21 protein-coding genes are annotated in these 23,885 nt (G+C 41.3%); 10 read left to right on the top strand and 11 right to left on the bottom strand.

What is annotated here, in order from left to right; genetic code table 11:
- Window positions 1-168: 168 nt before the first annotated feature.
- Window positions 169-954 carry an acetylglutamate kinase gene (argB, locus tag FWE23_04215; protein MCL2844640.1) on the top strand — a complete coding sequence of 262 codons (786 nt, stop codon included), beginning with the start codon at window positions 169-171 and terminating at the stop codon, window positions 952-954.
- A 34-nt stretch (window positions 955-988) separates the two neighbouring features.
- Here argB and cmoB read toward each other — a convergent pair whose 3' ends face one another.
- The 8 genes from cmoB to FWE23_04175 form a co-directional block, all read right to left on the bottom strand.
- The gene (gene cmoB, locus FWE23_04210; GenBank protein ID MCL2844639.1) at window positions 989-1,933 is read right to left on the bottom strand and encodes a tRNA 5-methoxyuridine(34)/uridine 5-oxyacetic acid(34) synthase CmoB; all 945 of its coding nucleotides are present in this window, start codon (window positions 1,931-1,933) and stop codon (window positions 989-991) included.
- Between the two features lie 44 nt (window positions 1,934-1,977).
- The gene (locus tag FWE23_04205; protein ID MCL2844638.1) at window positions 1,978-2,178 is read right to left on the bottom strand and encodes a hypothetical protein; all 201 of its coding nucleotides are present in this window, start codon (window positions 2,176-2,178) and stop codon (window positions 1,978-1,980) included.
- A gap of 17 nt (window positions 2,179-2,195) precedes the next feature.
- On the bottom strand, window positions 2,196-5,378 hold the full coding sequence (locus tag FWE23_04200) for an N-6 DNA methylase (protein MCL2844637.1): 3,183 nt from the start codon (window positions 5,376-5,378) through the stop codon (window positions 2,196-2,198).
- A gap of 180 nt (window positions 5,379-5,558) precedes the next feature.
- Window positions 5,559-6,446, bottom strand: a complete 888-nt coding sequence (locus FWE23_04195) for a metal ABC transporter permease (GenBank protein ID MCL2844636.1) — start codon at window positions 6,444-6,446, stop codon at window positions 5,559-5,561.
- Window positions 6,447-6,449: 3 nt separating this feature from the next.
- Window positions 6,450-7,172 (bottom strand): metal ABC transporter ATP-binding protein, encoded by a 723-nt coding sequence (locus FWE23_04190; GenBank protein MCL2844635.1) that lies wholly within the window; start codon window positions 7,170-7,172, stop codon window positions 6,450-6,452.
- A complete protein-coding gene (locus FWE23_04185; GenBank protein ID MCL2844634.1) occupies window positions 7,173-7,814 on the bottom strand; it encodes a hypothetical protein in 642 nt (213 codons plus the stop codon).
- Window positions 7,815-7,841: 27 nt separating this feature from the next.
- A complete protein-coding gene (locus FWE23_04180; GenBank protein ID MCL2844633.1) occupies window positions 7,842-9,305 on the bottom strand; it encodes a DUF4434 domain-containing protein in 1,464 nt (487 codons plus the stop codon).
- Window positions 9,306-9,322: 17 nt separating this feature from the next.
- Window positions 9,323-10,987, bottom strand: a complete 1,665-nt coding sequence (locus FWE23_04175) for a diguanylate cyclase (GenBank protein ID MCL2844632.1) — start codon at window positions 10,985-10,987, stop codon at window positions 9,323-9,325.
- A gap of 177 nt (window positions 10,988-11,164) precedes the next feature.
- Here FWE23_04175 and FWE23_04170 point away from each other — a divergent pair, with 177 nt between their 5' ends.
- The 3 genes from FWE23_04170 (at window position 11,165) to FWE23_04160 (ending at window position 12,464) form a co-directional block, all read left to right on the top strand.
- A complete protein-coding gene (locus FWE23_04170; protein MCL2844631.1) occupies window positions 11,165-11,707 on the top strand; it encodes a DJ-1/PfpI family protein in 543 nt (180 codons plus the stop codon).
- Between the two features lie 152 nt (window positions 11,708-11,859).
- Complete coding sequence (locus tag FWE23_04165) at window positions 11,860-12,183, top strand: hypothetical protein (protein ID MCL2844630.1); 324 nt, start codon at window positions 11,860-11,862, stop codon at window positions 12,181-12,183.
- Window positions 12,183-12,464, top strand: a complete 282-nt coding sequence (locus tag FWE23_04160; GenBank protein ID MCL2844629.1) for a type II toxin-antitoxin system YafQ family toxin — start codon at window positions 12,183-12,185, stop codon at window positions 12,462-12,464. The genes FWE23_04165 and FWE23_04160 overlap by 1 nt, the downstream gene beginning before the upstream one ends.
- Window positions 12,465-12,470: 6 nt before the next feature.
- Here FWE23_04160 and hydF read toward each other — a convergent pair whose 3' ends face one another.
- Both hydF and FWE23_04150 read right to left on the bottom strand, forming a co-directional pair.
- A complete protein-coding gene (gene hydF, locus FWE23_04155; GenBank protein ID MCL2844628.1) occupies window positions 12,471-13,676 on the bottom strand; it encodes a [FeFe] hydrogenase H-cluster maturation GTPase HydF in 1,206 nt (401 codons plus the stop codon).
- A gap of 8 nt (window positions 13,677-13,684) precedes the next feature.
- Entirely contained in the window at window positions 13,685-14,695 is a 1,011-nt protein-coding gene (locus FWE23_04150) for a PDDEXK nuclease domain-containing protein (protein MCL2844627.1), read from the bottom strand.
- 392 nt (window positions 14,696-15,087) lie between these two features.
- Between FWE23_04150 and FWE23_04145 the strand changes: the two genes are divergently transcribed.
- The 6 genes from FWE23_04145 to FWE23_04120 all read left to right on the top strand — a co-directional run bounded on the left by FWE23_04145 (window position 15,088) and on the right by FWE23_04120 (window position 22,724).
- On the top strand, window positions 15,088-15,231 hold the full coding sequence (locus FWE23_04145; protein MCL2844626.1) for a hypothetical protein: 144 nt from the start codon (window positions 15,088-15,090) through the stop codon (window positions 15,229-15,231).
- A 12-nt stretch (window positions 15,232-15,243) separates the two neighbouring features.
- The gene (locus FWE23_04140; protein ID MCL2844625.1) at window positions 15,244-16,320 is read left to right on the top strand and encodes a hypothetical protein; all 1,077 of its coding nucleotides are present in this window, start codon (window positions 15,244-15,246) and stop codon (window positions 16,318-16,320) included.
- 103 nt (window positions 16,321-16,423) lie between these two features.
- A complete protein-coding gene (locus FWE23_04135) occupies window positions 16,424-17,695 on the top strand; it encodes a hypothetical protein (protein MCL2844624.1) in 1,272 nt (423 codons plus the stop codon).
- A gap of 110 nt (window positions 17,696-17,805) precedes the next feature.
- Complete coding sequence (locus FWE23_04130; GenBank protein ID MCL2844623.1) at window positions 17,806-19,920, top strand: chemotaxis protein CheA; 2,115 nt, start codon at window positions 17,806-17,808, stop codon at window positions 19,918-19,920.
- 21 nt (window positions 19,921-19,941) lie between these two features.
- Window positions 19,942-21,204, top strand: coding sequence for a DEAD/DEAH box helicase (locus tag FWE23_04125; protein ID MCL2844622.1), 1,263 nt, complete (start codon window positions 19,942-19,944; stop codon window positions 21,202-21,204).
- The gene (locus FWE23_04120; protein MCL2844621.1) at window positions 21,204-22,724 is read left to right on the top strand and encodes an Ig-like domain-containing protein; all 1,521 of its coding nucleotides are present in this window, start codon (window positions 21,204-21,206) and stop codon (window positions 22,722-22,724) included. The genes FWE23_04125 and FWE23_04120 overlap by 1 nt, the downstream gene beginning before the upstream one ends.
- On the opposite strand, the gene hflX is transcribed toward FWE23_04120, so the two are convergent.
- Complete coding sequence (gene hflX, locus FWE23_04115) at window positions 22,725-23,885, bottom strand: GTPase HflX (GenBank protein ID MCL2844620.1); 1,161 nt, start codon at window positions 23,883-23,885, stop codon at window positions 22,725-22,727. It lies immediately after the preceding gene.

Genomic DNA, 23,885 nt, shown 5'->3' with positions numbered 1-23,885 from the left:
AATTGTTGTTAGTTTAGTATAAAAGCTACTAAACAGATGACCACTACATATAGTGGTTAGGTTTTTATCAACATCTTTTTGAAAACTTTGCACGCATATTCGGGCATTTAGTATTTTGTTTTTGGAAACAGAGTATTCTTTTCAAAAACGAAAATGAAGAGGGCGATAATGCAAAAGGTTATGATTAAGATTGGCGGCTCGACGGTAAACAGTTCGGGATTTTTAAGCGAAATGGCAAAAAGTATTTACGACTTGCAAAAAAATGGTTTTGGCGTAAGCGTCGTTCACGGCGGCGGCAAAGACATAAACGAAGAATTAGGACGACTAAACAAGGAATTCGTGTTTGTGGACGGACAGCGCAAAACGGACGAGGAAACAATGTTTGCCGTCCAAAGAGTATTGTCGGGCGACGTAAACAAAAGGATAGTAAACGAATTGTTGAAACAGGGCGTAGCCGCCGTAGGAATTTCGGGCGTTGACGCAAACACGGCTACCGCAAAAAAATTGCTTTCTTCAAGCGGCAACGATTTAGGCTTCGTCGGCGAAATAGAAAGTGTAAACACGAAACTTTTGGATTTACTGAGCGATAACGGTTTTGTAGCGGTAATTTCTCCCGTCTCGCGCGATAACGCGGGCAATATATACAATATTAACGCAGACGGCGCCGCAAGCGAAATCGCCGCATTCTTAAACGTAGATTATTTAATGTTCGTAAGCGACGTTTCGGGCGTAAAAATCGGCGGAAAAGTCGCGAAAAAAATAGAAATCGGCGAAATCGACGGTCATATAGCAAGCGGCGAAATAACAGGCGGAATGATACCCAAGATAAACGGCGCGCGAGAATCTATTATAAAAGGCGTAAAAAAAGTCCACATCTGCGGTTGGAACGGTGAAAAAACGCTTTTGGAAGAAATGAGCGATAAAGCAACGGGGACGACGATTTATAGAAAATAATCGTCGGGGCGTATGCAATACGCCCCGACAAAAATTATCTCACCGCCCGAAAAACCGCCCTCATCGGGGCAGGGTAGCCCTCGATTGTTTTGGAATTATCGTTCGGGTCAAGAAAATCTTCAAGCGACTCAAAATCCATAAAATCGGTTTTTCGTTGCTCTTCGGTTGTTGTTATACATTTGTCGAGCAGTTTTATTTCTCTGAAATTCAGCGAATTCAGCAACTCTTCCACTCTTTTTATTGACGGAATTTCGTAAACATTGCGCATTTTTGCGTATCTTCCCTTTGGAAAAAGCCCGTCGGGGAATTTTTCGTCGTCGATAATTAACGTTTCAAGAATAATTTCGCCGTTATCTGCAAGCAAATCGTAAATATGCAATAAATGCTCTTGGGGATTTTTGTGATGATAAAGCACGCCCATAGAAAAAATGATGTCAAAAATCGGCAATTTCTGCGGCAAATCCTTTTGCGCGAGCGGTAGAATTTTCACAGGGATTTGCGGACAAAGAATTGCTGCAATCTGCGCCTGAAAATAAGAATAAAGCGACGGGTCAACTCCCAAAACAAATTTTGCGCCGCCAAGAGCCGCACGATACGCATAATACCCGTTTCCACAGCCGATGTCAAGGATTTTTTTGTCGGAGAAATAAAAATGCTTTTCGAGGCGCTCCCATTTGAAGTCGCTTCGCCATTCGGTGTCGATGTCGATGTCGAGGATTTTCCAAGGTCCTTTTCGCCAAGGCATAAATTGGCGCAGGGCGGCGATTATCGTTGCATCCGTAGGGGCAGGTTTCAAACCTGCCCTTACATCACCGACAGAAATCACTACCTTCCCATCTTCAACAAAACATTTGCATTCTTGGTTTTGCGCGAGTGTTTGCAATGCTGATAGCCATTTTTCCGTATTTCCGTTTGCGGCTATGTTTTTTTCGATGACGGGTGAAACGGAATTTAGCCAAGGTTGTAATTCGTTGAGCATATTAAAAAAAACCTCATTTTTCTCGTTGCATATAATTTTGTCTATTAAATAGTAATCGTCGATAAATGTTCACCATATTTGTCACTATACACTTCTATTTGATAACCATCATAAAAATTTCTTGCCCAAATCAGTTCTGTTACACGAATAAAATATCTATACCAAAATCTTTCACCTAAAATTTTAAGGCTCAACTTATTTGTTTCTACAGCGCGTTTAATTTTTTCTTCAATTATTTTGTTCACATTGCTTTCCTCTCGTCTCACTCAAAATCTATTTCAATATTTGCAATCTTATCCAACTCTTCCGAAATACTTTTTTTGATTTGTTCTATTTTACGATATTTTTCGGCAATGTCTTTTTGAGCAGACAAATCAAATTCTCCTTTTGGGTTTATGGGAATTTTAAAGTTGATATTCAATAAATCTTTTTTTGATAAATTATTGTTTGCTCCAAAACCTTTTGAGTTTAGTTCTTTATAAATAATTGAAAACAAAATTTCTTCATAATCTTCAATAAGTTTATATTTGTATTCATCTTTTAACTCTATTTTGGTAATTCTTTGATTCAAATATCCTTCTTCTCCATACCATTTTTTTAAATTAAAACCTGCAGCACCAGATAAAGATAATAAAAAATCTCCTTTTCTTACTAAATATCTTTCTTTATTAATTAAAGCATAATCTTGTGGAATCCTGACTTCTTTAGGCTCTGATTTTTCATTTACATCTTGTATTCTTATTAATTTTATCGCATTTTTATTTGTTGTATATATTGATGATGGGAACGCAAAGCCGTCTTGCAAATTCATAAGCATTGCAAGGTTAATTTCAGAACAAACAAATTCCATTCCAATCTCAACATTCAATTCTCCTATCTGCTTTTTGTAGTTCTCTATTCTCTCTCTTAACTCAGCAATATATTCGTGTTTTTCGGCAACTTCATTTTGTTTTTCAACGTCAAAATTTCCGTCTTCATCAACGAACATATCAATTTCAACATTTTCAACCATTGACGGATAAACTTTAGTAAATTCGTCCTCTCCTTTTTCGCCTTTTCGCCCTTTCGCAAGTTCCCTTAATTTAGGCTCGAGAGCAGATTTAATATATTGAATGTTTATGTTTTCTTGTTTTGGTCGCAATAGTCCTCTATCAGCATTTATTGAAAACTTTCCATCAATTAACATTATATAACCAGCAAAACCGTTTGTTGCCCAAGTTAAATATTTTCCGTTAAAGTCAAATGTGTTAATTAACGTAAGAGGCGCATTATTCGATGCAGAATAAACGGGATAATCTCCTTTGTTTGCATTTCCATATTTTTTTGTATATCTTGATCTGCCTCTATCAATGTCAAACAAATCTATAATTTTGTATGGTTTCTTTTTTATATTAGATTTTTTTTTTTCGGATAGTTCGCGTATCTCTTCTTGGAAACCTTTTATTGACAATGCAATATCTTCAACCATTGCAGAAAATTCAAACAATCCAACTTTTTCTTTTTTCTCACTAATACCTAACTCTATTTTCTCTTCTTCCGACCACCATTTATCGACTATCCAGCTTTGCTCTATTGTTTCATCAAATTTGGAGAAAGGAAAAATCTTACATCTTTTGTCTGTGTTTATTTTATCAAAACTCGCTTTGTTTCCTTTGAAAAACGAATACAATGTAATTGCTTCGCTTAAATCGTCTTGCTCTATGTTAAAACGATAAACATCTCTGCTTTCGCCTATTTCGCTTACCAAATAAGTAAATACGGGCGCGTTTTGAATTTCTTTTTTATCCGTTTTCTTTGTAAGGCACAAAATGTATGTCTTTTTATTTGTTGTAAAAAACGTGTTTAACGGTAAAGAAATAATACCGTCAATAAAACATTCGTCAATTATAAATCGGCGTAAGTTTTTGTCATTATGACGGTTAAAAATTCCGTCAGGAACAACAACGAATGCTTTTCCATTAGGTTTTAATGCCCTGACAATCCACTCCATAAACAAACCCTCAACACCCATTGCATTGATTTTGTAATAATTTAAAAGTTCGCCGTCTTTTTTGATTTCCTCTTTTAGATTGCTACTGCCACTTGTTACGTAAGGGGGATTAGTAAAAATCAAGTCATATTTTTCTTCTGCTGGCTCAGAAAGAGTGCCTAAGATAGAATTTGTCTTAAGTGTAAAACTTTCATTGAAAAGTTTTGAAAACTCTTTTGTCAAACCTGCATTTTCCTTGATCAAATCGGAAAAATAAATCAACATATTGGCTTTTGCCAAAATAATTGTTTTTTGTTCGTCTTTATCAAAACCTTTATCGAAGCCTTGAATTGTTATTTTGGGCGTTATTCCTTTTGAATTTACGTTGTAGAAGTAATTCAATCTACTTATCAGCGGCTCTAACAGAAATTTTCCTACTCCACAAGCAGGGTCGCAAATAGTAATCCCTTCTTTAATATCATCTTTTGCCATTTCTCCAATAGCGCGAATAACTTTAAGAGGAGTAAAGAATTGTCCCCAATTTTTTTTGCTAATACTTTGCTTCAAAAAACTTTCAAATAATTTACTTTTAAAATCATAATCTATATTTTCAAGTTTTCCATAATCTCGAAATCTCAACAGCACTTTTTTGAAAACAGCACTATATCCCGCCACCGACTTTTGGTCTTTGCTGACAAATATCGTTCCATTTATTATGGTAGTTTTGTCTTTATCGCTAGGCGGAAATAATTTCTTTATTTCAGGTCTCACGGTATTTGCATAATATTCAAGTGCTTTTTCTTCAGGATTTTCGAGGTTATAAGAATACCTATCTATTAAATGACCAAAGTTTATACCCTCGCCTAATATTCCTAAATCGCTCAAATATTTAAAAATGAATAACTCTACAAAGGTATATAGGCAATTTTCAGGTGTTGCGCCACTAACAGACCAAATGTCTTGCCAAATTTGTTTTGCTAAATCAGTAGGATTAACTAACTCTTTAGGTTTTATTTGGTCATTTGTTTCATTGATTGAAAATACTATTTTTTCAAGCAAATTTGGTAATTTTTCGTCTTTTTTGTCAAAATTTACCTTTAATTCTTTTTTGCTTTCTTCTTTTATTCTATTTCCTGTGGCAACGTTTATCCAAACCGTTTCTTGTGTATCGGTAGCAATGAATATTTTTGCCCTCAATTTACGAGCAACTTCTAATTCTTGTTTAATCGCCTTGTTCTTTTGTTCAGTTGTCTTAAACTCTGACGGTTTTTTATATTCAATAACAGCAATTACATTTTTGTTCTGCACAATCAATGCGTCTACTTTTTTGTTTTCCTCGCTACCATAATTTACATTCCGAACAATGCCGTGTTCTTTGAGGGCTTTAACTGTCGTTGCGCCAATATTATAGAAATCCCATTTCCCGATTTTCTCGGGATTTTTTATCAAATCTCTTTGCAACAATTCTTCACTCATTAAAATAACCCTTACAAGACTTTACTTTTTTAGGCACAAATTTAGTACAAAATAATAAAAAGCTACATATCAAATGCGGAAAAAAAAGGAATTTGAAAATTTTGTAGAAAAATACTTTTATCAAAACGTAAATTTAGGCGCCTTAATTTTGTTAAAATTAACAGTTATTATCTGAAAAAATCAATTCCTCCTAACAATCTTCACCAACAGCGTTAAAATAAATATTATCGTCGCACAAATAATTATCGCGCCGCCGCTTGGGATTGGGATTTTGAACTCCATCGGCACTATTATTCCCGTAAGCGCGCTTATCGTTGCAAACACAACGCTCCACGCAACAAAGGATTTCAGCGAACGGCTTATGTTTCGCGCCGCCGCGGCTGGGATTATCAAAAGCGCTTCTACCAGAATTGCGCCGACTATTTTAACGCTTGCTACTGTAATAAGCGCTATCAGAACAACAAAAACATAGTCGTAAATTACAACGGGAACGCCTCTGACTTGCGCTAAAACGGGGTTTAGTCCAGACATTATCGTTCGGTTAAAGCCGACAACTCCTGCGGCTATCGCCATAATCGCAATTACCAAAAGCAGGTTTATGTCGTAGTTTGAAGCGGTCAAAATTGAGCCGAACAGATAAGCGTCCAAAATATGGATATTTATGTCTCTTGTTGCGAACATCATTAGCGACGCACCGATTGCCAAGCTTGCCGCCAGAAACACGCCGATTAGAGTATCGTGCGACATTCCGCTCTTGTTTTTGGAGAAATTCAGGAAAATCGCGAATAAAATCGAGAACGAAAAAAGCGAGATGTACGGATTATTCACGGGCTCGCCGAGCAGTATTCCGATGGCAATTCCCGTAAGCGCCGAGTGTCCGATTGCGTTTGAGAAAAACGCCATTCTTTTGGCGACGACCGCCGTTCCGATTGCACCTAAAACGGGACCTATTATAAGCGCGCAAATAACGGAATTTATGACGAACGCAAACTTAAAAGAATCGGGCAAAAGACCGATTTGCACCAAATTTTGTGCCGAATGTCGAATAAAATCAAATAAAAAATCCATAAATTACTCTCCTTGCCGCGATGAAAAGATTTTCAGCAGATTTTTTTCGTCCATAACGCTTTTGGGGTCGCCCGAAAAGACTACGCTTCTGTTTATGCAGGTCACCTTGTCGGCTGTTTTTTGCACTTGAGAAAGGTCGTGGTGTATCCAAATTATTGTTGCGCCGCTATTTTTGAGGTCGCCGATAATCCGCGAAAACGCTTCTGCACCGCTTTTGTCGATGCTGTTCATTGGCTCGTCAAGAATTAGCAACTGCGGGGTCGGAATTAACGCTTGCGCAAACAAAACCCGCTGTCTTTCGCCGCCCGAAAGCTCCGAAAAAAGGTATTTTGCCTTGCTTTTCATATCGAGATTTTCCAAAATTTCATCGACTTGTTTTTTGAATTTTTTGTCTATTCCAAGAAATGCGGGGCGTTTTTGAATGCAAAGCGCAATAAAGTCCAGCACGTTTATCGGAAGCGTTTTGTCTATGTTTATAATTTGCGGGACATATCCGATAACGCCTTTTTTGTCGAGCCACTCGAATGTGATTTTGCCGCTGTGATGCGTGTGCCCCAGAAGCGAACGGATAAAAGTGGTTTTTCCGCCGCCGTTTGGTCCTATAATGCAATGGATTTCGCCTGCGTTCGCTCTAAAATTTATGTTTTTCAGAACCTCGTTTTTTCCGAATGCTACGTATAAGTTTTCTACGGTGATATTTACGCCTTTTTTTGTATCGACTGTCATTTACTGCCGCCTTCCAAGTCTTCTTAGTTCGTCGTTTCCTGTAAATGGAACGGCTTCTCGCCAACCCGCCGCAATCAGCGTTCCTTCGGATATATTGCTTGCGTTGGGAAGCGACCATTCCGCGTTAAACCAGATTGTATATGGGCGAGCGCGGTTCATTCCTATAAATTCGGCGCCGTCCATAGTGTGAAAATGCTCCGTCAAAATCAAAAAGTTGCCCGCTGTATTTTCATTGCTCGACCTGCCTACATAAATTGCGCGGTGAACATTGCCGTGGTCTTGCCTGAAAATCGACCATCTGTGCTGTCCGCGGGCTCGCCAAAGAGCGTCTTCGGTAAACGGAGCAAGCGCCAAATCAGGGTCTTGCAGTTCCGTTATCGAGGGCCAGACTTCGCCGCTTTCGCGATGAAGCGCTTCAATTTCGAGCGCGGCGCTGAAAAGGTCGGAAAAAATCCCTTGGTCGTGTCCCGAAAGTTCCAAAAAAGCGTCCATCTGATGAGGTCTGAGTTGCGCTCTTTCGTTTCTCATAGAGTTATTTACAGCAAATAAAATTTTTGCCGTCGCCAAAATTACAACGACCGACAAAAGCATAAATACTATTTCAAATCTTTGCCTTTTTGGTTGGATTATTACGGTTTCCATAAATTACTCCTTCTTAAAATCATCTCTTTATCGTCTGTTCAAAATCTTTTGTCTTATAGGTGTACCGTCTCTCGACATTAACATAAAAATGTAAACTCCCGCAGATGTGAGCTGAGAATTTATTACTGCGCCGTTTTCCGCAATTCCGTGCGAAACAACTTTTCCGTTCGGCGTTATTATTTGGTAAGGCGTTGGTCTTTGCAACCCGCTTACCGAGATATTTGCTCCCGAAACTGAAATTCTGTAATTTCTTCTAGAACTTTGTCGCGCTCTATTTGGATTTATTGAATTATGGTCCCATTTAACATATTTTTCGTAAAATTCTTTGTAATCGTTATAAAGTTGCCTGCGCGCGCTTAGCGGATATTGGTCGTCAAACGGCGTTCTCTCCACAAACGGGTCCATCGAAAGAAAACTGAAGCATACAAATGTGGTAGTGGCGGTTTGTGTATGGCGTAATGTTTCCTCTATCTCGTTTAATCGCGATAAAACTTCGTTTATGGTTGCGGGCTTTGCTTGCATAACTCCTCTGTCGCCGCTTGTATTTGTAAACAATTCCACATTGCCCCAAAACTCTTTGTCGTTATTTCTGCTTGCTTTTGCTACCGCTTCAAAAAAAGGTGAAATCTGATTTGCCGTCTGTGGCTCAACTCCTACTCCGTCCTGAAGTATAATTATGTCGATTGCGGAGCGCGCCAAGACATAATCCCACATTCTGCCCCATTCTTGCGCGTTTGTCAGTCTGACATTAAAAAACGGCGAAATCGCTAATCTTTTGTCCGATAATCTGTGAACTTCGGTTGCAACGCTGTCTAAAATCCAAGCGAGCAAGTCCCAGTTTTCTTCTTTTTCAAAGCCCAAATTTGCAATTTCTATGGGATAATAAAATCCGCCGAGTGCAGGGTGGTCTCCGTATTGTGCAATTAAATCCTGTACCAAGGCAACGTTTCGCTCTACGTGATAGCGGAAAGTCGCACTGTCTGCGGCTGTTATGTTGTTGTCGCTGACCGCATTCCACCAATTAAATTGCCCTTTTTCGCTTAAATATAAGCCGAGCCAAATATCAACGCCGTTTTTTTGTCCTGCGTCAAGCATTCGTTGAATTGGAGTTATGTTTGAACCTGTCCACGCCTCTATTGCGGGCATCCACGAATTAACGGGAATGCCGTTTATGGGAGTTAAATTATGATTATAATAGAAAAAATCGCCGTGGGAAGAACCGCCGTAAGCATCGGCAAACCAGCCCATATTTTCTTCGTAATGTCCGACCCACTGAATAAAAAGCATAGTTGCGCCGACATCTGCCATAGATTTTATCCAGTCGTCGTAATGTTCTTGCGTTCTAAAGTTTCCTCGATAATCAGGTATCCCGTATCCAAGCATCGGCTGAACGAAAAAGCCGTTAATGTGTGGTGGGACAGGACTCGGCATCCACTGAGCAAAGCTTATGCTGAAAAAAACAAGAAACGTCGTCAAAAACTTGAATTTCATAATAATCCTCCCGTTTATCAGGCGTTCTCTTTGCTCAAATCGCTGTAAACCCTGTTTCTTCCCGTTTCTTTTGCGGTGTATAGGTGTTCGTCGGCGATTTTCATGATTTTTTCGAAAGAGTCGCCCATTACGGGGAGCATTGAAGCCGCGCCTATACTTACCGTAGTAGTCGTAATTTTGCCTGTTTCGGGAACTTTTACGCGAAGTTTTTCGACCTCTGCGCGAATTAACTCGCCCAAATGCACCGCTCCCGCCAAATCGGTATTGGGGAGCAATACACCGAATTCTTCGCCGCCAAGTCGCCCCGGGAGGTCGGACGGTCTGTGAAGCGCTCTTTTCAGGACTGTCGAGAGGGCAATCAGAAGTTTGTCGCCTTGGGGGTGTCCGTAAGTGTCGTTATAGGTCTTAAATTTGTCCGCGTCAAGCATAAGAAACGCAATCGGTTTCTTATTTCGGATGGCAAGTTTCCATTCGCGACTAAACGTGTTTTCAAAGTGTCTGCGATTGGCAAGCCCTGTAAGTGCGTCGGTTATGCTCAGTTTTTCTATGGTTTTCATCTGAGAAATAATAGGCGCGATTACCGTTAATCTGATAAGCACAAAAAGGATAAAAAGTCCCAGAAACATTAAAAATCCTGCCGCCGCCGCCGCATATTTTGTTGCTTCGTTTATTGCGGCAAATACGTCGTCTTCGGGAATAGAAGCCATTACTATAAAAGATTTTTCGGTGTCATTTATCGAAAATTTATGAAATGCGGAGAGCATATGTCTGCCGAATAATTTGTCTTCGCTTGGAAAATTGGTTGCCATAGCGAAATTTGCTTCGGAGCGGGAAAGGTTTTCTTCAAAACGAGGTCTGTCGAACATAGGCACAAATTCCGATATATTTCTGTATATAAGAGACGGGTCGCGCGATGCAATAATGAAGCCGTCGCTCAAAGCCAAAGAGACGAAGCCCCTCGGATTATCCAAAACCGAAAGCCCTGATATAAGCGACAATATGTCGTCCATTGCGTAGTCAACGCCGACTGCCCCTATCGAAAAACCGTTGAAAATAATGGGCGATGAAATGCGCATAAGCAGATAGTAGTCGCCTCTGCCTTGTGCAATTTGCACTTGTGTGGGGGCGGAAATATACGACCTCTGCGTCTCAAAAGGTATTCTGAATTTGTCCGATGTCATAAAATCTCTTGTGTCCGCCGCTACTCTTATGCCGTCGCTTGCCTGCGAAATATGGGTTGCGAATATTCCGTTTACGAATCTTGTGTCGCGTGCAAAATGAGCGTCCTGATTGTCGAACATTCCCGGTGCAAAATTCACAAAAACCGCCTTGTACTCCTGCTTGTTTCTTAGCCAGTCCACCATCATTTCGATTACGCGCCCGCGACTTATGTCTCTGTGGATAATCGATAAATTTCTTGCATTAAGACGCGTGTCGTCGAGCGCTTTTTCAAAAACAAGTTTTATTTGATATGATATTTGCGCACTTTTTTCCGCAAGATACATTTCGACTGTTTTTTGCGAAACGGGTCGAAACAAAAATATGAAAACTGCGCTTACCGCCACCGAAAGTCCTAACATAATGACAAAGGATGTGAATAAGAGTTTTAAACTTATCCAAATACCGACGCCTGTCTTTGGTTTAGCATCAATGATATCAGTTTTTTTAGCCGTTTTCGGCATAGATACCTCCAAAATAATGTAAAAAATCATAGAAAAATAATATTTTGCAAACGCATATAGTATATATAATTAAAAGAAAAATGACTTTTTACCGTATTTAGCCGACTTTTTTTCTGTGGACGCATAACGGCGGATAGTATTTTGTGGAAAAAAAACGAAAAAAATGAAAGGAATAATATGGCAAGCGCAGTTATAATTTTAGCGGACGGGTTTGAAGAAATTGAGGCAATCGCGCCTATCGACCTGCTTCGTCGCGCGGGGATAGAGGTTTTGGTTGCGGGGCTTGGTAAAAAGCAAATTAAATCGTCGCGCAACGTAGAAATTGTCTGCGACGAGGTATTCGACCTCAACAAACACAAGAATTTCGACGCGATAATTTTACCCGGAGGAATGCCCGGAACGACGAACCTGCTTGAAAGCGGCGACGTAGTTCAAGCCGTGAAAGATTATTTTGCCGCCGAAAAACTTTGTTGCGCAATTTGCGCCGCCCCAAAAATTTTGGCAAAAGCGGGAATTCTGAAAAAACGCAAATTCACCTGCTTCCCGTCGGTCGAAAAAGAAATTTCAGGCGCAGAATATTTGGATGATGCGGTTGTTCAAGACGAAAACATAATAACAAGCAAAGCCGCGGGAACATCTGTTGATTTTGCATACGTAATAATAGCAACCCTTTTAGACGAAGAGGAAGCCGCGGCTGTTTTGGATAAGATTTATTACTAATATCGGAAAAGAATTAACGTGAGAAGATAAAACTTGCGCTTTATGGATTGATTAAAAAACGGCGATTTGAGAAAGTCGCCGTTTTTTTGTCGGCAACTTGTGGCAAATAGTATCTTTTGGTTAAAATAAGGACTTTTACAAGGAGGTTTTTTATGACAATGACGGTAGATATTGACAACGACGTAAAATTTGCGGCGGATAACTTGTTCGGCAGTTATGGGCTTGACATAGATACAGCAGTAAAAATGTATATTTATTCCGCAGTCAAAACTAATACTCTTTTTCCGTTTATGGCGGTTCCCAATTATAAAAATGACGGTTTGTCGGGAACAGAATGCGTTGGAATATACGATTGTGATGAAGACGAGCAAACTTTAGAAGAAGCGATGAGAGACGCGCTAAACGGCACAAATCTTTACGGACCGTTTGATACGGCGGAAGAGGCTACGTCGGATATGTTAAAGGATCATCGTTAATGTTAAGGATCAGATACACAAAAAAAATGAAACAGGGTATGGCTCGTGCAATCAAGCGTGGTAAAAACATAAACGAACTTAATTTTGTCTTAAATACTTTAGCGGCAGGAAAACCGTTGCCGAGAAAATACCTTGACCACAAATTGACAGGTAATAAAGCAGGTTTTCGTGAATGCCATATAGAGCCTGATTGGCTTTTAGTTTACAGAGTGCAGAAAGAAGAACTTATTTTATTGGCGGTAGCAATAGGAACACATCGCGAAACATTAGGCGTAGAATAAAGCGCTTTAACTCTCAAACACCTTCACCGCTCTCTCTCCAACTCCCTGCAAAAACGAAATCGCCACTCCGAAATTTGTTATTGCAACGCCTTTTTGTTTGCATTGCTCCATTCGCACAAGCATTTCTCGACGGGTGAGCATACAGCCGCCGCAATGAATTACGAGCGAGTAGTTTTGCAGGTCTAGTGGAAAGTCCTTTCCTGCGCAAAAATCGATTTTCGGCGCAAATCCCAATTTTTTCTCCAAGATTTTCGGGATTTTCACTCTGCCTATATCTTGGTCGAGCGGGTGATGCGTGCAGGCTTCGGATATTAAAATTTTATCTTCGGACGTTAATTTTGCTATTGCCTTTGCGCCCTCAATAAATGTCGATAAATCGCCTTTGTTTCTTGCGAAAACTATGGAAAAAGTGGTTAAATTTATGCCTTCGGGAGTGTTTTTTGCCGTAAAATCCACCACTTGACTATCGCAAACTACCAAATCGGGGGGAGTTTTTAGGTTTTGTAAAAGTTGTTTGTAGGTGTTTTCTTGCGTTATTGAAACTACGGCATTTACGTCCAAAATATCGCGAATTGCTTGAACTTGCGGGAGTATCAGGCGACCTTTTGGGGCTTGAATGTCTATGGGAACAATAAGCACAACGTGTTTTTCCGCGTTTACAACATCGCTTAAAAGAGGAGGAGGGATAATAAATTCGTCGGGAACGATTTCGAGTAGTTTTTCTTTGAACGCGACAATGTTTTGCTCTTTTTTGCTTTTGTCGGTGCTTGAAACAACGATGATTTTGCCCAATTTCTCAAATTCGCTTTTTGCTTTGTCGCTCGGCTCTGCAATATCCGATTTATTGAAAACAATTATCAGCGGAATGTTTTCGGCGGCTATGTTTTTGGCTATTTCGATGTCGGTTTTGTCGTATTCGGCGGTGGTTATTATTATTGCGATGTCGGCGCGCTTGATTGCGTTTTGGGTGCGGGAAATGCGTTTTTCGCCTAAATCGGATTTGTCGTCGAGCCCTGCGGTGTCCAAAAATAAAACGGGACCGATAGGCAAAAGTTCCATCGGTTTTTCGACGATGTCGGTGGTAGTTCCGTGAATTTCGCTTACTATAGACGTTGCCTGCCCAGTTATCATATTCAAGAAAGACGATTTCCCGACGTTTGTTTTGCCGAAAAGCCCAATGTTGAGGCGAAGCGATTTTGGCGTTTTTTGCATAGTTTCTCCTAAAATTCCGTTGTTTGCTGTAATTCTATCAGTTCTCGTTCTCGCTTTAATTCGAGTTTCAATTCCTCTTCCGTCGGCAAATACAGCATATATTGCGAGGCAAAAAGATTTTCATTGTCGGCGAGCACGGAATATTTAACAATGCTTTCGTCCTTGCTTGCGCAGAGAATAATTCCGATTGTCGGGTTGTCATTTGCCTGTTTGACCTTATCGTCAAATAAACGCACATAAAAATCGATTTGCCCGACATCCTGATAAGTCAGTTTGTTTGTTTTAAGGTCAACGACAACAAAGCATTTTAATATATAATTATAAAAAACAAGGTCGATGTAATAATGCTCGCCGCCTTCAGTAGTTATTCGTTTTTGTCGAGCCACGAAAGAAAAACCTTTTCCGAGTTCAAGCATAAAATCCTGAAGTTTGTCGATAAGTTTTTGCTCCAATTCGCTTTCGTGATAATCGCGGTTTTCTTTAAGGTCGAGAAATTCCAAAATGTAAGGGTCTTTTAGGATATAATCAGGGGTAGTTTTTGGCTCAAGCGTTTGGATTTCGCGCCTAACGCTTTCCTTGCCGCTTTTTTGCGTTGCGAGCAGTCGCTCGTAAAAAAACGAGTTAATCTGCCGTTCTAATTGGCGAACGCTCCAAAATTCTTTTGCACATTCTTGCGCGTAAAATTCTCTGCGCGATTTATCTTCAATCTTTATCAGTAGTCGATAATGCGACCAATTCAATTCGGGCCACAGTGTGTCCCGAATTGAAAAAGTTTGAAAAAACTGGCGCATTCGTCGCAAACTTCTCTCATCAAATCCTTTTCCAAACTCTGAAATTAATTGCACTGATAAGTATTTCAACAGCTCTTTACCATACTCAGCGCGTTCGCCGACGGCTTCTTCTATTTGCTGTCCTATATTCCAATACGCCTCAACCATTGCAAAATTTATTGCGGTATATGCTTTTGTTCGCGCTTTTACGAGTGTGTTTCGTATGTTATTATAAATATCGACGCTTATTTCGCTGTTTTCTGTCGATTTTATTGGGGTGTTATTATTGTTTGTCAATATTATCCTCCTTATTTGCTGATAAAATACTAATTGCCATATAGTAAAAAAACACAATACACAAAAAAAATCCCCATACTACCGCAGAAATAAATTATATTTTCACCGCAACAAACTATGAATAGTGGAGATTTTGTCTCCGCTTTTCATAAATTTCTTATTCAACCTACTTTATGGTTGGCGAACTGCCTTATTGGCTGTTCTGTCTGCCACCCGTTAGTTGGTTGTTTATTATCAATGAAAAGGTCTATTCGTAGTTTGTTGCAAAATTATGTTTTGGCAGAACAGCCGTTGATTGTTTCTGCTAGAATTTTTTTTAACAATAAACTTCTAGGAGGTTGTTTATGAATTGTCCATTTCACGAGTATGTGTATGGTTATTATTGTAAAGCGAGCGGCAAAAAACTGCCGTCTGATGTCGGAGAAAATTTGTGTAAATCAAATAATCACGAAGATTGTCCAGTGTATAAATATGTAAAAGTTAATTGAACGGAGGGGCTTATGGGATTTTTTAGCGAGTTGATGACAGGTCAGAAAAACGGGAAGTATATAATCCGTGATAAAAACGGAAATACTGAAAAAGAGGAATATTACAAAAACGGCGAACTCATTAAAGAGGAAATATTTGGGAAAACTAAAAATGGGCGTGATACACTAAAAAAAATAAACTACAAAAACGATAAAATGCACGGGGAGTATTTGCATTGCACTGTAAATGGAATACTGCACGGACACGGGCATTATGAACACGGCGTAAAACACGGCGTATGGGAAGAGACGAAAGGTGTCGGTTTTCGGAATGATTATTGGAGCGATGCAGTAAAAGATGATATGGTTTGGTATAATGTTTACAGCAAAGGAACTTATTTAAACGATATTAAGGACGGTGTATGGGAAGAACGCTATACCCCAAACGACAAAGGAGATAGATTTACAGCGCGCGGAAATTACATAAATGGCAAACAAGAAGGGGAATGGGAAGTGGGATTTCCCGAAAAAAAACACTCGTTGGACTGGAGGATTGTTTGTAAAATTACAGGAAATTATAGAAACGGTCGTAGAGAGGGATATTGGGGAAGATTTTATTACGAAAACGGAGTGTTGAAAAAAGAAACAATGTATGGTTATTACGAAGACCCTTACAAAGATAGTTGTATTTGTTATTACGAGTATTATTACAAAAACAACCAACTTGAAAGACAAGTTGAAAAACAAGAGTATTACTACAAAAAAAATCAACTTTGCTGGGTATTATACTGTAAAGACGGAAAACACCACGGGAAGTTTGAGATGTATCACGAAAACGGGCAACTCTTATCGGATGGGAATAACAAAGATGGGCAAAAACACGGAGAATGGAAGTATTACAATGAAAGCGGGCTTGAAAAAGTAGAAAATTATAAAGACGGCAAAAAAGACGGCAGATTTGAAGAATATGACGGCAATGGGCAACTTAAAAAGGTTGAATACTACCAAAAAGACGAAAAGCACGGGCGATTTGAGTGGTATAATATTGGACGGCTTGTAGAAGTGCAAGTTTTTGAAAACGGAAGACAAGTAAGCAGGGAATGTGTTTAGAATGAATAGATAGACTTTTTTAGTTGTTTTAAGGGCAAACTTGCGAGTTTGCCCTTTTTTTTGTTGGCAAATAGTATTTTCCTGCCAAAATGGAGGAGAAATTATGAAGAAAGTAATTCTTACAATAATATTTTTAGCGCTACCTTTGTGTTTTGGGGTGCTTGCTCAAATGCACCCGCAAAGTACGGTTGCTCTCGAAATTACGGCGGACGCGAGCGGCGTTATTCCGATAGGTATAGTTATGTTTCAGCCGATGGAGGGAAGCGAGGTCGCTCGAACTGCTCATCCGTGGCGGGTGATTGCGGAAAACTTGAATTTTACGGGCGATTTTTCTGTCAGGAGATTAAATACAGCCGACAGCGCCACTCTTGCGGAAAACGGAGTTCCCGTCTATATATCGGGGCAATACAGCATAGAAGGCGACACTATGATCATCGAAATATACCTGCGCGAAGCGACAAGCCACGGCGCAATTGTGGGGCAGAGATACGCGTTTCACAAAAATGATACTCGGGCGATTGCGCACAAATTCAGTTCGCTTGTTCATCAAACGCTTTTAGGCTCAAAAGGTCCTTACGAAACGCAAATCCTGTTTGTGGAAAATACTGCTGAGGGCGTAAAAAATATCGTTATCAGCGACTTTGACGGGCATAATCGCAGACGGCTCACAAACAGCGGAATAAACATTTTGCCGTCTTTTATGGGCAGGCAGAATATTTTATATATATCTTTTGAAAGAGGCAAGCCCGACATTTTCTCGCTTAATTTGCGCGACGGCACTCGAAGAGCGGTCGTTGCTTCCCGCAGGGTCGAAAGTTCGCCGAATTGGTCGGAAATCACGGGACGAATTGCTTACGCTTCTTCCAAAGGCGGTAATATGGAAGTTTATACGGTTGGAAGAGACGGCTTAAATCCGCAACAACTTACGGTAAATCCGCCCTCGATAAGCACATCGCCGCGTTGGGCGCCTAACGGACACAACATAGCGTTTGTATCGGACAGGTCGGGAAATCCGCAGATTTATATTATGGACAGGACGGGCTCAAATATGCGGCGGTTGACATTCGGCGGCTCGCACCACGACTCTCCGACTTGGTCTCCCGATGGTCTTTATATTGCATACACGGCTCGTCGCGGCGGCAGAAACATCATAGCTGTGAGCGCGGTGGACGGCAGACAGGAAGAGGTGCTTTTGACATTGGGAGTTGACGGATCGCACGAGTCTCCGAGTTGGTCTCCCGACGGCTCGCACATAATTTTTTCGCAAAATCGCGGCAACAGCAGAGACATTGCGGCAATTCGCATAAGCGACGGGCGAGTTATAAATATAACCGCCTGCGGAACAGCGGAACAGCCGAATTGGTCGGGATTTTGAGGAAAAATATCTACAGAAAATATCAAAATTAACAGAAAAATCAAGATTTTATTGAAATCTGGTTCTGGAATAAATTATTTTGTTAGCGAATATTCTATTTGGAGGATTGAATGGGGCAAGACAATAACGCTGATTTAGAGATGATGATTGGTTTCATAGACGAAGCAATGGACGATTTGTGTAATGTTGTTCAAAATCTGATGAGTTTGCGAAGCAACGGGTATGACGAAACTACAGTGCAATCGCTTTTTAGGGTATTCCATTCCATAAAAGGAAATGCGGCTTACTTCAATTTGCTCGAAATTAAGGAGTTGAGCCACGCCATAGAACAGGTGATGGAAGGAATGCGTCAAAAAACCTTGCCGATTACCGAAGATATTATCGCTCTTCTTATAGATGGCTCAAACGGTGTATCGAAAGCGTTTGAAATAATTCGTTCAAACGGCACAAGCGCCAAAATTCCCGCATCTGTGGATAAAGCAAAAGACGCTATAGTTGATTTCTTGGAAAATAGCGAAGGCGGCGGCGACAGTTCAAAAACTTTGGAAGAAATTATAGAGGATTTGACTTTTGTTCAGTCCGACCCGACGGTCATTACGGATATTATCCAAAAATATAAGGAACGTCTCGAAAAATTGGCGGCGGCAAACAAAAAAGACGACGGCGACCAAGATGTCAATATGCCTGCGGAATATAAAGAACTTAAAGGCATTATGCAGGACTCAAAAACTTATCCTGTCGGAGACAGTATTTTCGGACGAATAAGGGTTTTGATAGAGACATTGCGCCAATACATAAAAGATACGAACGAATCTCAGAAAAATATAGAAGAAATGCTTGACAATGTTGCAATTTGTGAGCTTACAATCGGTTTGGACAGCCTTATTAAAGCGACAATTTTGGAGCAGATGGCAAGCCTCGAAATGCTTTTGCAAGAAGAAGACGAGCCTGAAACGGAAGAAGCTGCCAAAGCCGAAGAACATCCTGCTCAGCAGGGTGGTGGTGGTGCGGCGCCTGTCGTAGCGGCGACAAAAACTATGCGTATCTCCGAAGAAGCCGTGGATAATTTCTTGGCATTTGTCGGCGAATTGGTTATAGTCGAAGATATGTACGTAAACGTCGGAACAATGGCGAAGCAAAATAAAGATATACGCAAGGAAGAACTTGTAATAGAGCTTAAAAAGATAACGGAAACCTTCAGCCTGCTGTCGCGCAACTTGCAGAAAAGTATTATGGAAATTCGGAAAGTTCCGATCGACCAAATATTCAAGAGAATGCCGAAAATCGTTAACGAAGTGGCGCAAAAAACAGGAAAACACATCAAAGTTGATATTATCGGCGGCGATTTGCGTATAGACAAAACTATTCTCGAAACACTCGAAAGTCCGCTTGTTCACATGACCAGAAACGCCGCCGACCACGGTATTGAGAGACCACACGACAGACTTGCTTCAGGTAAAGATGAAGAGGGGACTATTACTCTTACAGCCGAAGAAAAAGCAGGTCTTGTTACAGTAAAAATCCAAGACGACGGCGCGGGACTTAATCTTGAGCGTTTGCGCAACAAAGCGATTGAAGTAGGAATTATGCGCGCAGATGAGGCGTTTGATCAGGAAAAAATAGTCGCCGTTATGTTTGCGTCGGGTGTTTCTACCGCCGCGGAAGTAACCGATATTTCGGGTAGAGGCGTGGGAATGGACGTTGTGCGCAAAAACCTTGAAAAAGCAAGCGGGCAGATTATTACCGAGACCGAACAGGGAAGAGGAACAATCTTTACTATAACAATTCCGTCGGTTATGACAACGCAAATTATGCAGGGTTTTGTAGTAAAAACCGAAGCGGACAGATTTATTATACCGCTTGAAAGCATTGAGGCAAGCATAAGCGCAAGCGAGGCGAGAATTCAAAGCGTTTACGAAAAGGGCTACGTGCTTCAATTTAAAGAGGGCGTAATTCCCGTTCAGCGACTTGCGGAGGCGGTTGAGCCTGTCGGTGCGGAATTCTATATGGACGAAAAAGACATTGTCGTCGTCGTGTATAACAAGGGAATTTATCGCGCATTTGTAGTGTCAGCGGTTGTGGGAATACATCAAATCGTGAAAAAGGATTTGACGCTTCCAAAAGAATTTGCGGAAAATATAAGCGGCTCGGCAATTATGGGCGACGGAATAGTTTCGCTTTTGTTGAACGTTGATGTGTTGCTCGGCACAGAAGACCCTAAATAAAAGTTCGCAAAATACGCAAAAATGAGTAAGTTTGAAGATTTCGGCATAGAAAAATCAGTTCTTTCGGCTGTATTTTCCACGGGCTATGCAAGTCCGACAGCTGTGCAGACAAAAGCAATTCCGTTGGCGATTGAAGGGCGAGACATTATTGCCTGCGCTCCGACGGGAACAGGAAAAACCGCGGCGTTTCTGATACCTATTATAGATTTCATCGTAAAACGACCGCGAAAAACGGCAAGCGGGAAAATTCGCGCGTTAATTCTTTCGCCGACAACCGAATTGGCGTTTCAAACGAGAGATTTTGCGCTGAAACTTTCGGATTTGCTCGGCTTAAAAATAACGACAATCGTAGGAAAATCGGGAATTTCCGCGCAGTTGCAAGAATTGCGTTCGGGAACGGACATAGTAATCGCCACTCCCGGCAGAGCCGCCGAACTCGTTCAGAGAGGCGAACTTGTAATAAGCGCCGCCGAAATCTGCGTAATCGACGAAACCGACAGAATGACCGATATGGGATTTGTGAGCGACGTATCGAAAGTGGCGGAAAAATTATCCCCGAATTGCCAAATAATGTTTTTCTCGGCGACAATAAATAAAGTCAGCGCAAGAATCGCGGGAAAAGCCTCGCGCGCACCTATAACAATAGACGTAAAAGAGACAATAAACAGGGTAAACGCAAAAATTCCCGAAAACATTATCATAAATTCGGTTTTTGCCGAAAAAGACAAGAAGCGAAAAGCGCTTTTGTTTATGCTTGGAGAACTGAAAAACCAAAAAGTTATAGTTTTCACCGACTCAAAAGCAAATGCGGAGGCGATTTCAAAAGAAATTACGCAAAAGGGCTTTGAGTGCGCTTGTTTGCATTCCGATAAAACGCTGACTCAGCGAAATTACATTACGGAAAAATTCGACAAAGGAAATGTGAAAATTCTTGTCGCAACCGATATTGCCGCCAGAGGACTGGATTTCAGCGGTCTTGACGCGGTTATTTCGCTGAATGTGCCGTCAAGCGCAACGCTTTTTGTTCACAGAGCGGGCAGATGCGGCAGAATGGGGAAAGCGGGCAAAGTTTTTTCTTTCTGCGAGGCAAAAGATCGTCAAAAATGGTATGAAATTATGAATGAAACCGAATGTAAAAGCGAAATATTTTATTATCACCCTTTTCACAGCGACAAAATAGAGACAATGACGGCGGAAGAAGCGCGTAAATTAGCTCAACAGCAAAACGCGAAACGCCAACAAAACGCAAGCGACAAAAACGACCCCAAAACAAAGAGGCGTTAATGAAAATTCTTTTTGTTTTCGCGCTCTCTTTTTTCTTGATTTCTTGCGCAAATCGCGTGTTTCCCACAGGCGGCGAGGGCGACAAAACCCCGCCGACTATAGCCGAAGTTTTCCCGCAAAACCAATCTTTAAACGTTCCTCAAAACGTAAGAATTGCCGTGCAATTTTCGGAGTGGGTAATGCCGAGAAGCGTTGAAAGCGGGGTAATAATTTCGCCGAACACCCCATTTTCGGTAAGAGTGCGTGGAAGAAACGCTGAAATTAAACCCAAAACGCCGCTTTTGCCGAATACAACTTATCACCTATCGTTTTTAGGCGACATCAGCGATTTTTCGGGAAATAATTTGCTTGCAACCCAAAACATTATTTTTTCAACGGGCGATTTTATCGATACGTCTTTCATTGCAGGCAGAATATTTTTTGAAGCAACGGACGGCGTTTTTCCGAAAGTCGGACTGTTTTTTGAGGAGCGGGTGGCGCAGGGCGACAGCGTTTTGCTTTCAACCCCCGATTACATAACGCAAGCCGATTCGCTCGGAAATTTTCGTTTCGACAATATTTTGGAAAGCAACTACCGCGTAATCGGCTTTATGGACAGGCAAGGACTGAACAGAATAGTTCCGAGACAGCCCGTTTTTATAGGAGTGGAAAAGATTGTTTCTACACAAACATTTCAAGAATTATTTCCCGCAACGAGCGATACCGCGCAAAACCGAATTTTGAGCGCGACTGCAATTTCGCCGACGGTTGTACTTGTAAATTCCAAAGAAAAAAACTACTCCGAAATTAAGGTTTTTAACGAAAGCGACGGTGAAAATCTCGAAATAAAAGAAGTAAAACAGCTCGAAAGCAGTGATTTTTCGATGGCAATTTTTTTGTCGGACAGCTTACAAAATCGCCTATACACACTTTCGACTCAATCTCTGAGAATTTTTGTAAACGACGGAGATACCATATATCGCGATACCATCAGATTTAACGGCACAACGCTTGACGATACTCTGAGATTGGCAAAACTTGACAGTTTGCTATGTAAGATGTCGGACGATTGTAGGGGCAAAACATCTTTTGCCCAAAATGACGCATCGGACGCAGATGATACGAACGAACACGGGGGGCAGGGCGAAAGATTTTTCGCCCCTACAGAAACCGCGCTACCCCCACCACCATCTGCAATTAGTCCGCGCTTATCGTGGGACTTTATGGGCGAACTGCCCGAAAATCCGCTTTGGGAATTGAAAAGCGGAACGAACGTCTTTCGCACAACTGAAAATTTCTTAGTAAATATTCCCGCAGGAGAATACCGAATTTGGCTTATTGGCGACCGCAACCAAAACGGCGAACACGACACGGGAACGCTTTTCCCGTTTATGGCAGGCGAAAAGAGAATTGCATTCCCCGATGTTTTTGTCGCAAGAGAGAGATGGGAAACAGAGTACGAGTTTGGCGCACCGCCTGTTGTTGCAGAAAATGTCGATATTGAGGAAACAGAAGAAAACATCGGAGAAATTGAGATTTAATTACCCAACTTCAATTCTTGGTTTCTGCGCTTTCTTTATAGTTTCTTCGCTCAAAACCGTCCGTCTCACCGCTTCTATCGCTTCGCCGATACGGATTTTTAACTCGTCCACGCTTGCTTTATTTCGGGCGCAAGCAAAAACCGCATTGGGATATTCGTTTTCAATTTCTATTTTGTCTAAGGGGTTATCGACCAAATCCTCTTTGTTGAAAATCAGCATTACGGGCTTGTCTTTTGCGCCCAAATCGGCGATTACTTCGCGCACAACTTCCAACTGCTGACGATACCATTGCGTAGAGGCGTCCATTACCACCAAAAGCAAATCCGCTTCAACCAAGGTCTCGAGCGTGCTTCGGAAAGAGGCGACCAAATGGTGCGGAAGTTTGCGCAAAAATCCAACGGTGTCGCTCATTATTATGTCGCCCGCGCCGTCTATCCGCGTTTTTCGGGTGCTGGTATCCAAGGTTGCGAAAAGTTTGTTTTCGACCAAAACATCGCTGCCGCAAATAGCGTTAAGAAGCGTGCTTTTTCCGACGTTTGTGTAGCCGACCAACGAGCATAAAAAGGTTTCTTTGCGGGATTTGCTTTGCGTTTCGCGCACTTTTTCTATTTTTGCCAAGCGTTCTTTCAGCACGGATATTTTTTTCTGCACTATTCGTCTGTCGCTTTCAAGCTGAGTTTCACCCGGACCGCGCGTTCCTACTCCTGCGTGCATTCGCGACAAGTGCGCCCACATTTTGGTAAGGCGCGGATACAGGGTTTCGAGTTGAGCGAGTTCCACTTGAATTTTTGCCTCGGCGGTCTTTGCGTGAAGCGAGAAAATGTCCAAAATAAGTTGGCTTCGGTCGATTATTTTTTTGCCGACAATTTTTTCTATGTTTTGGATTTGGCTCGGTCGAAGTTCCGCGTCTATCACGAGAGTATCGCAGTCGTTTTCGTCCATAAAGCATTTGATTTCTTCTAATTTTCCGCTTCCGAAATACGTTGCTGCGACAGGTTTTTGCGTTTTTTGAACGAAAGTTTCCACTACGTTTGCCCCCGCCGTTTCGCAGAGCATAAGCATTTCCGCCAAGTCCTCTTCAAAAATAATTTTCGGCGTTTTTGCTATGTGAAGCCCCGCCAGCACGACCGTTTCGGCTTTGGTTGTTTTTTTGTCTATCAT

The sequence above is a fragment of the Chitinivibrionia bacterium genome, from assembly GCA_009779925.1.
Classification (GTDB): domain Bacteria; phylum Fibrobacterota; class Chitinivibrionia; order Chitinivibrionales; family Chitinivibrionaceae; genus WRFX01.
The sequence above is the reverse complement of the archived record's forward strand: the minus strand, read 5'-3'. Positions and strand labels throughout refer to the sequence as shown.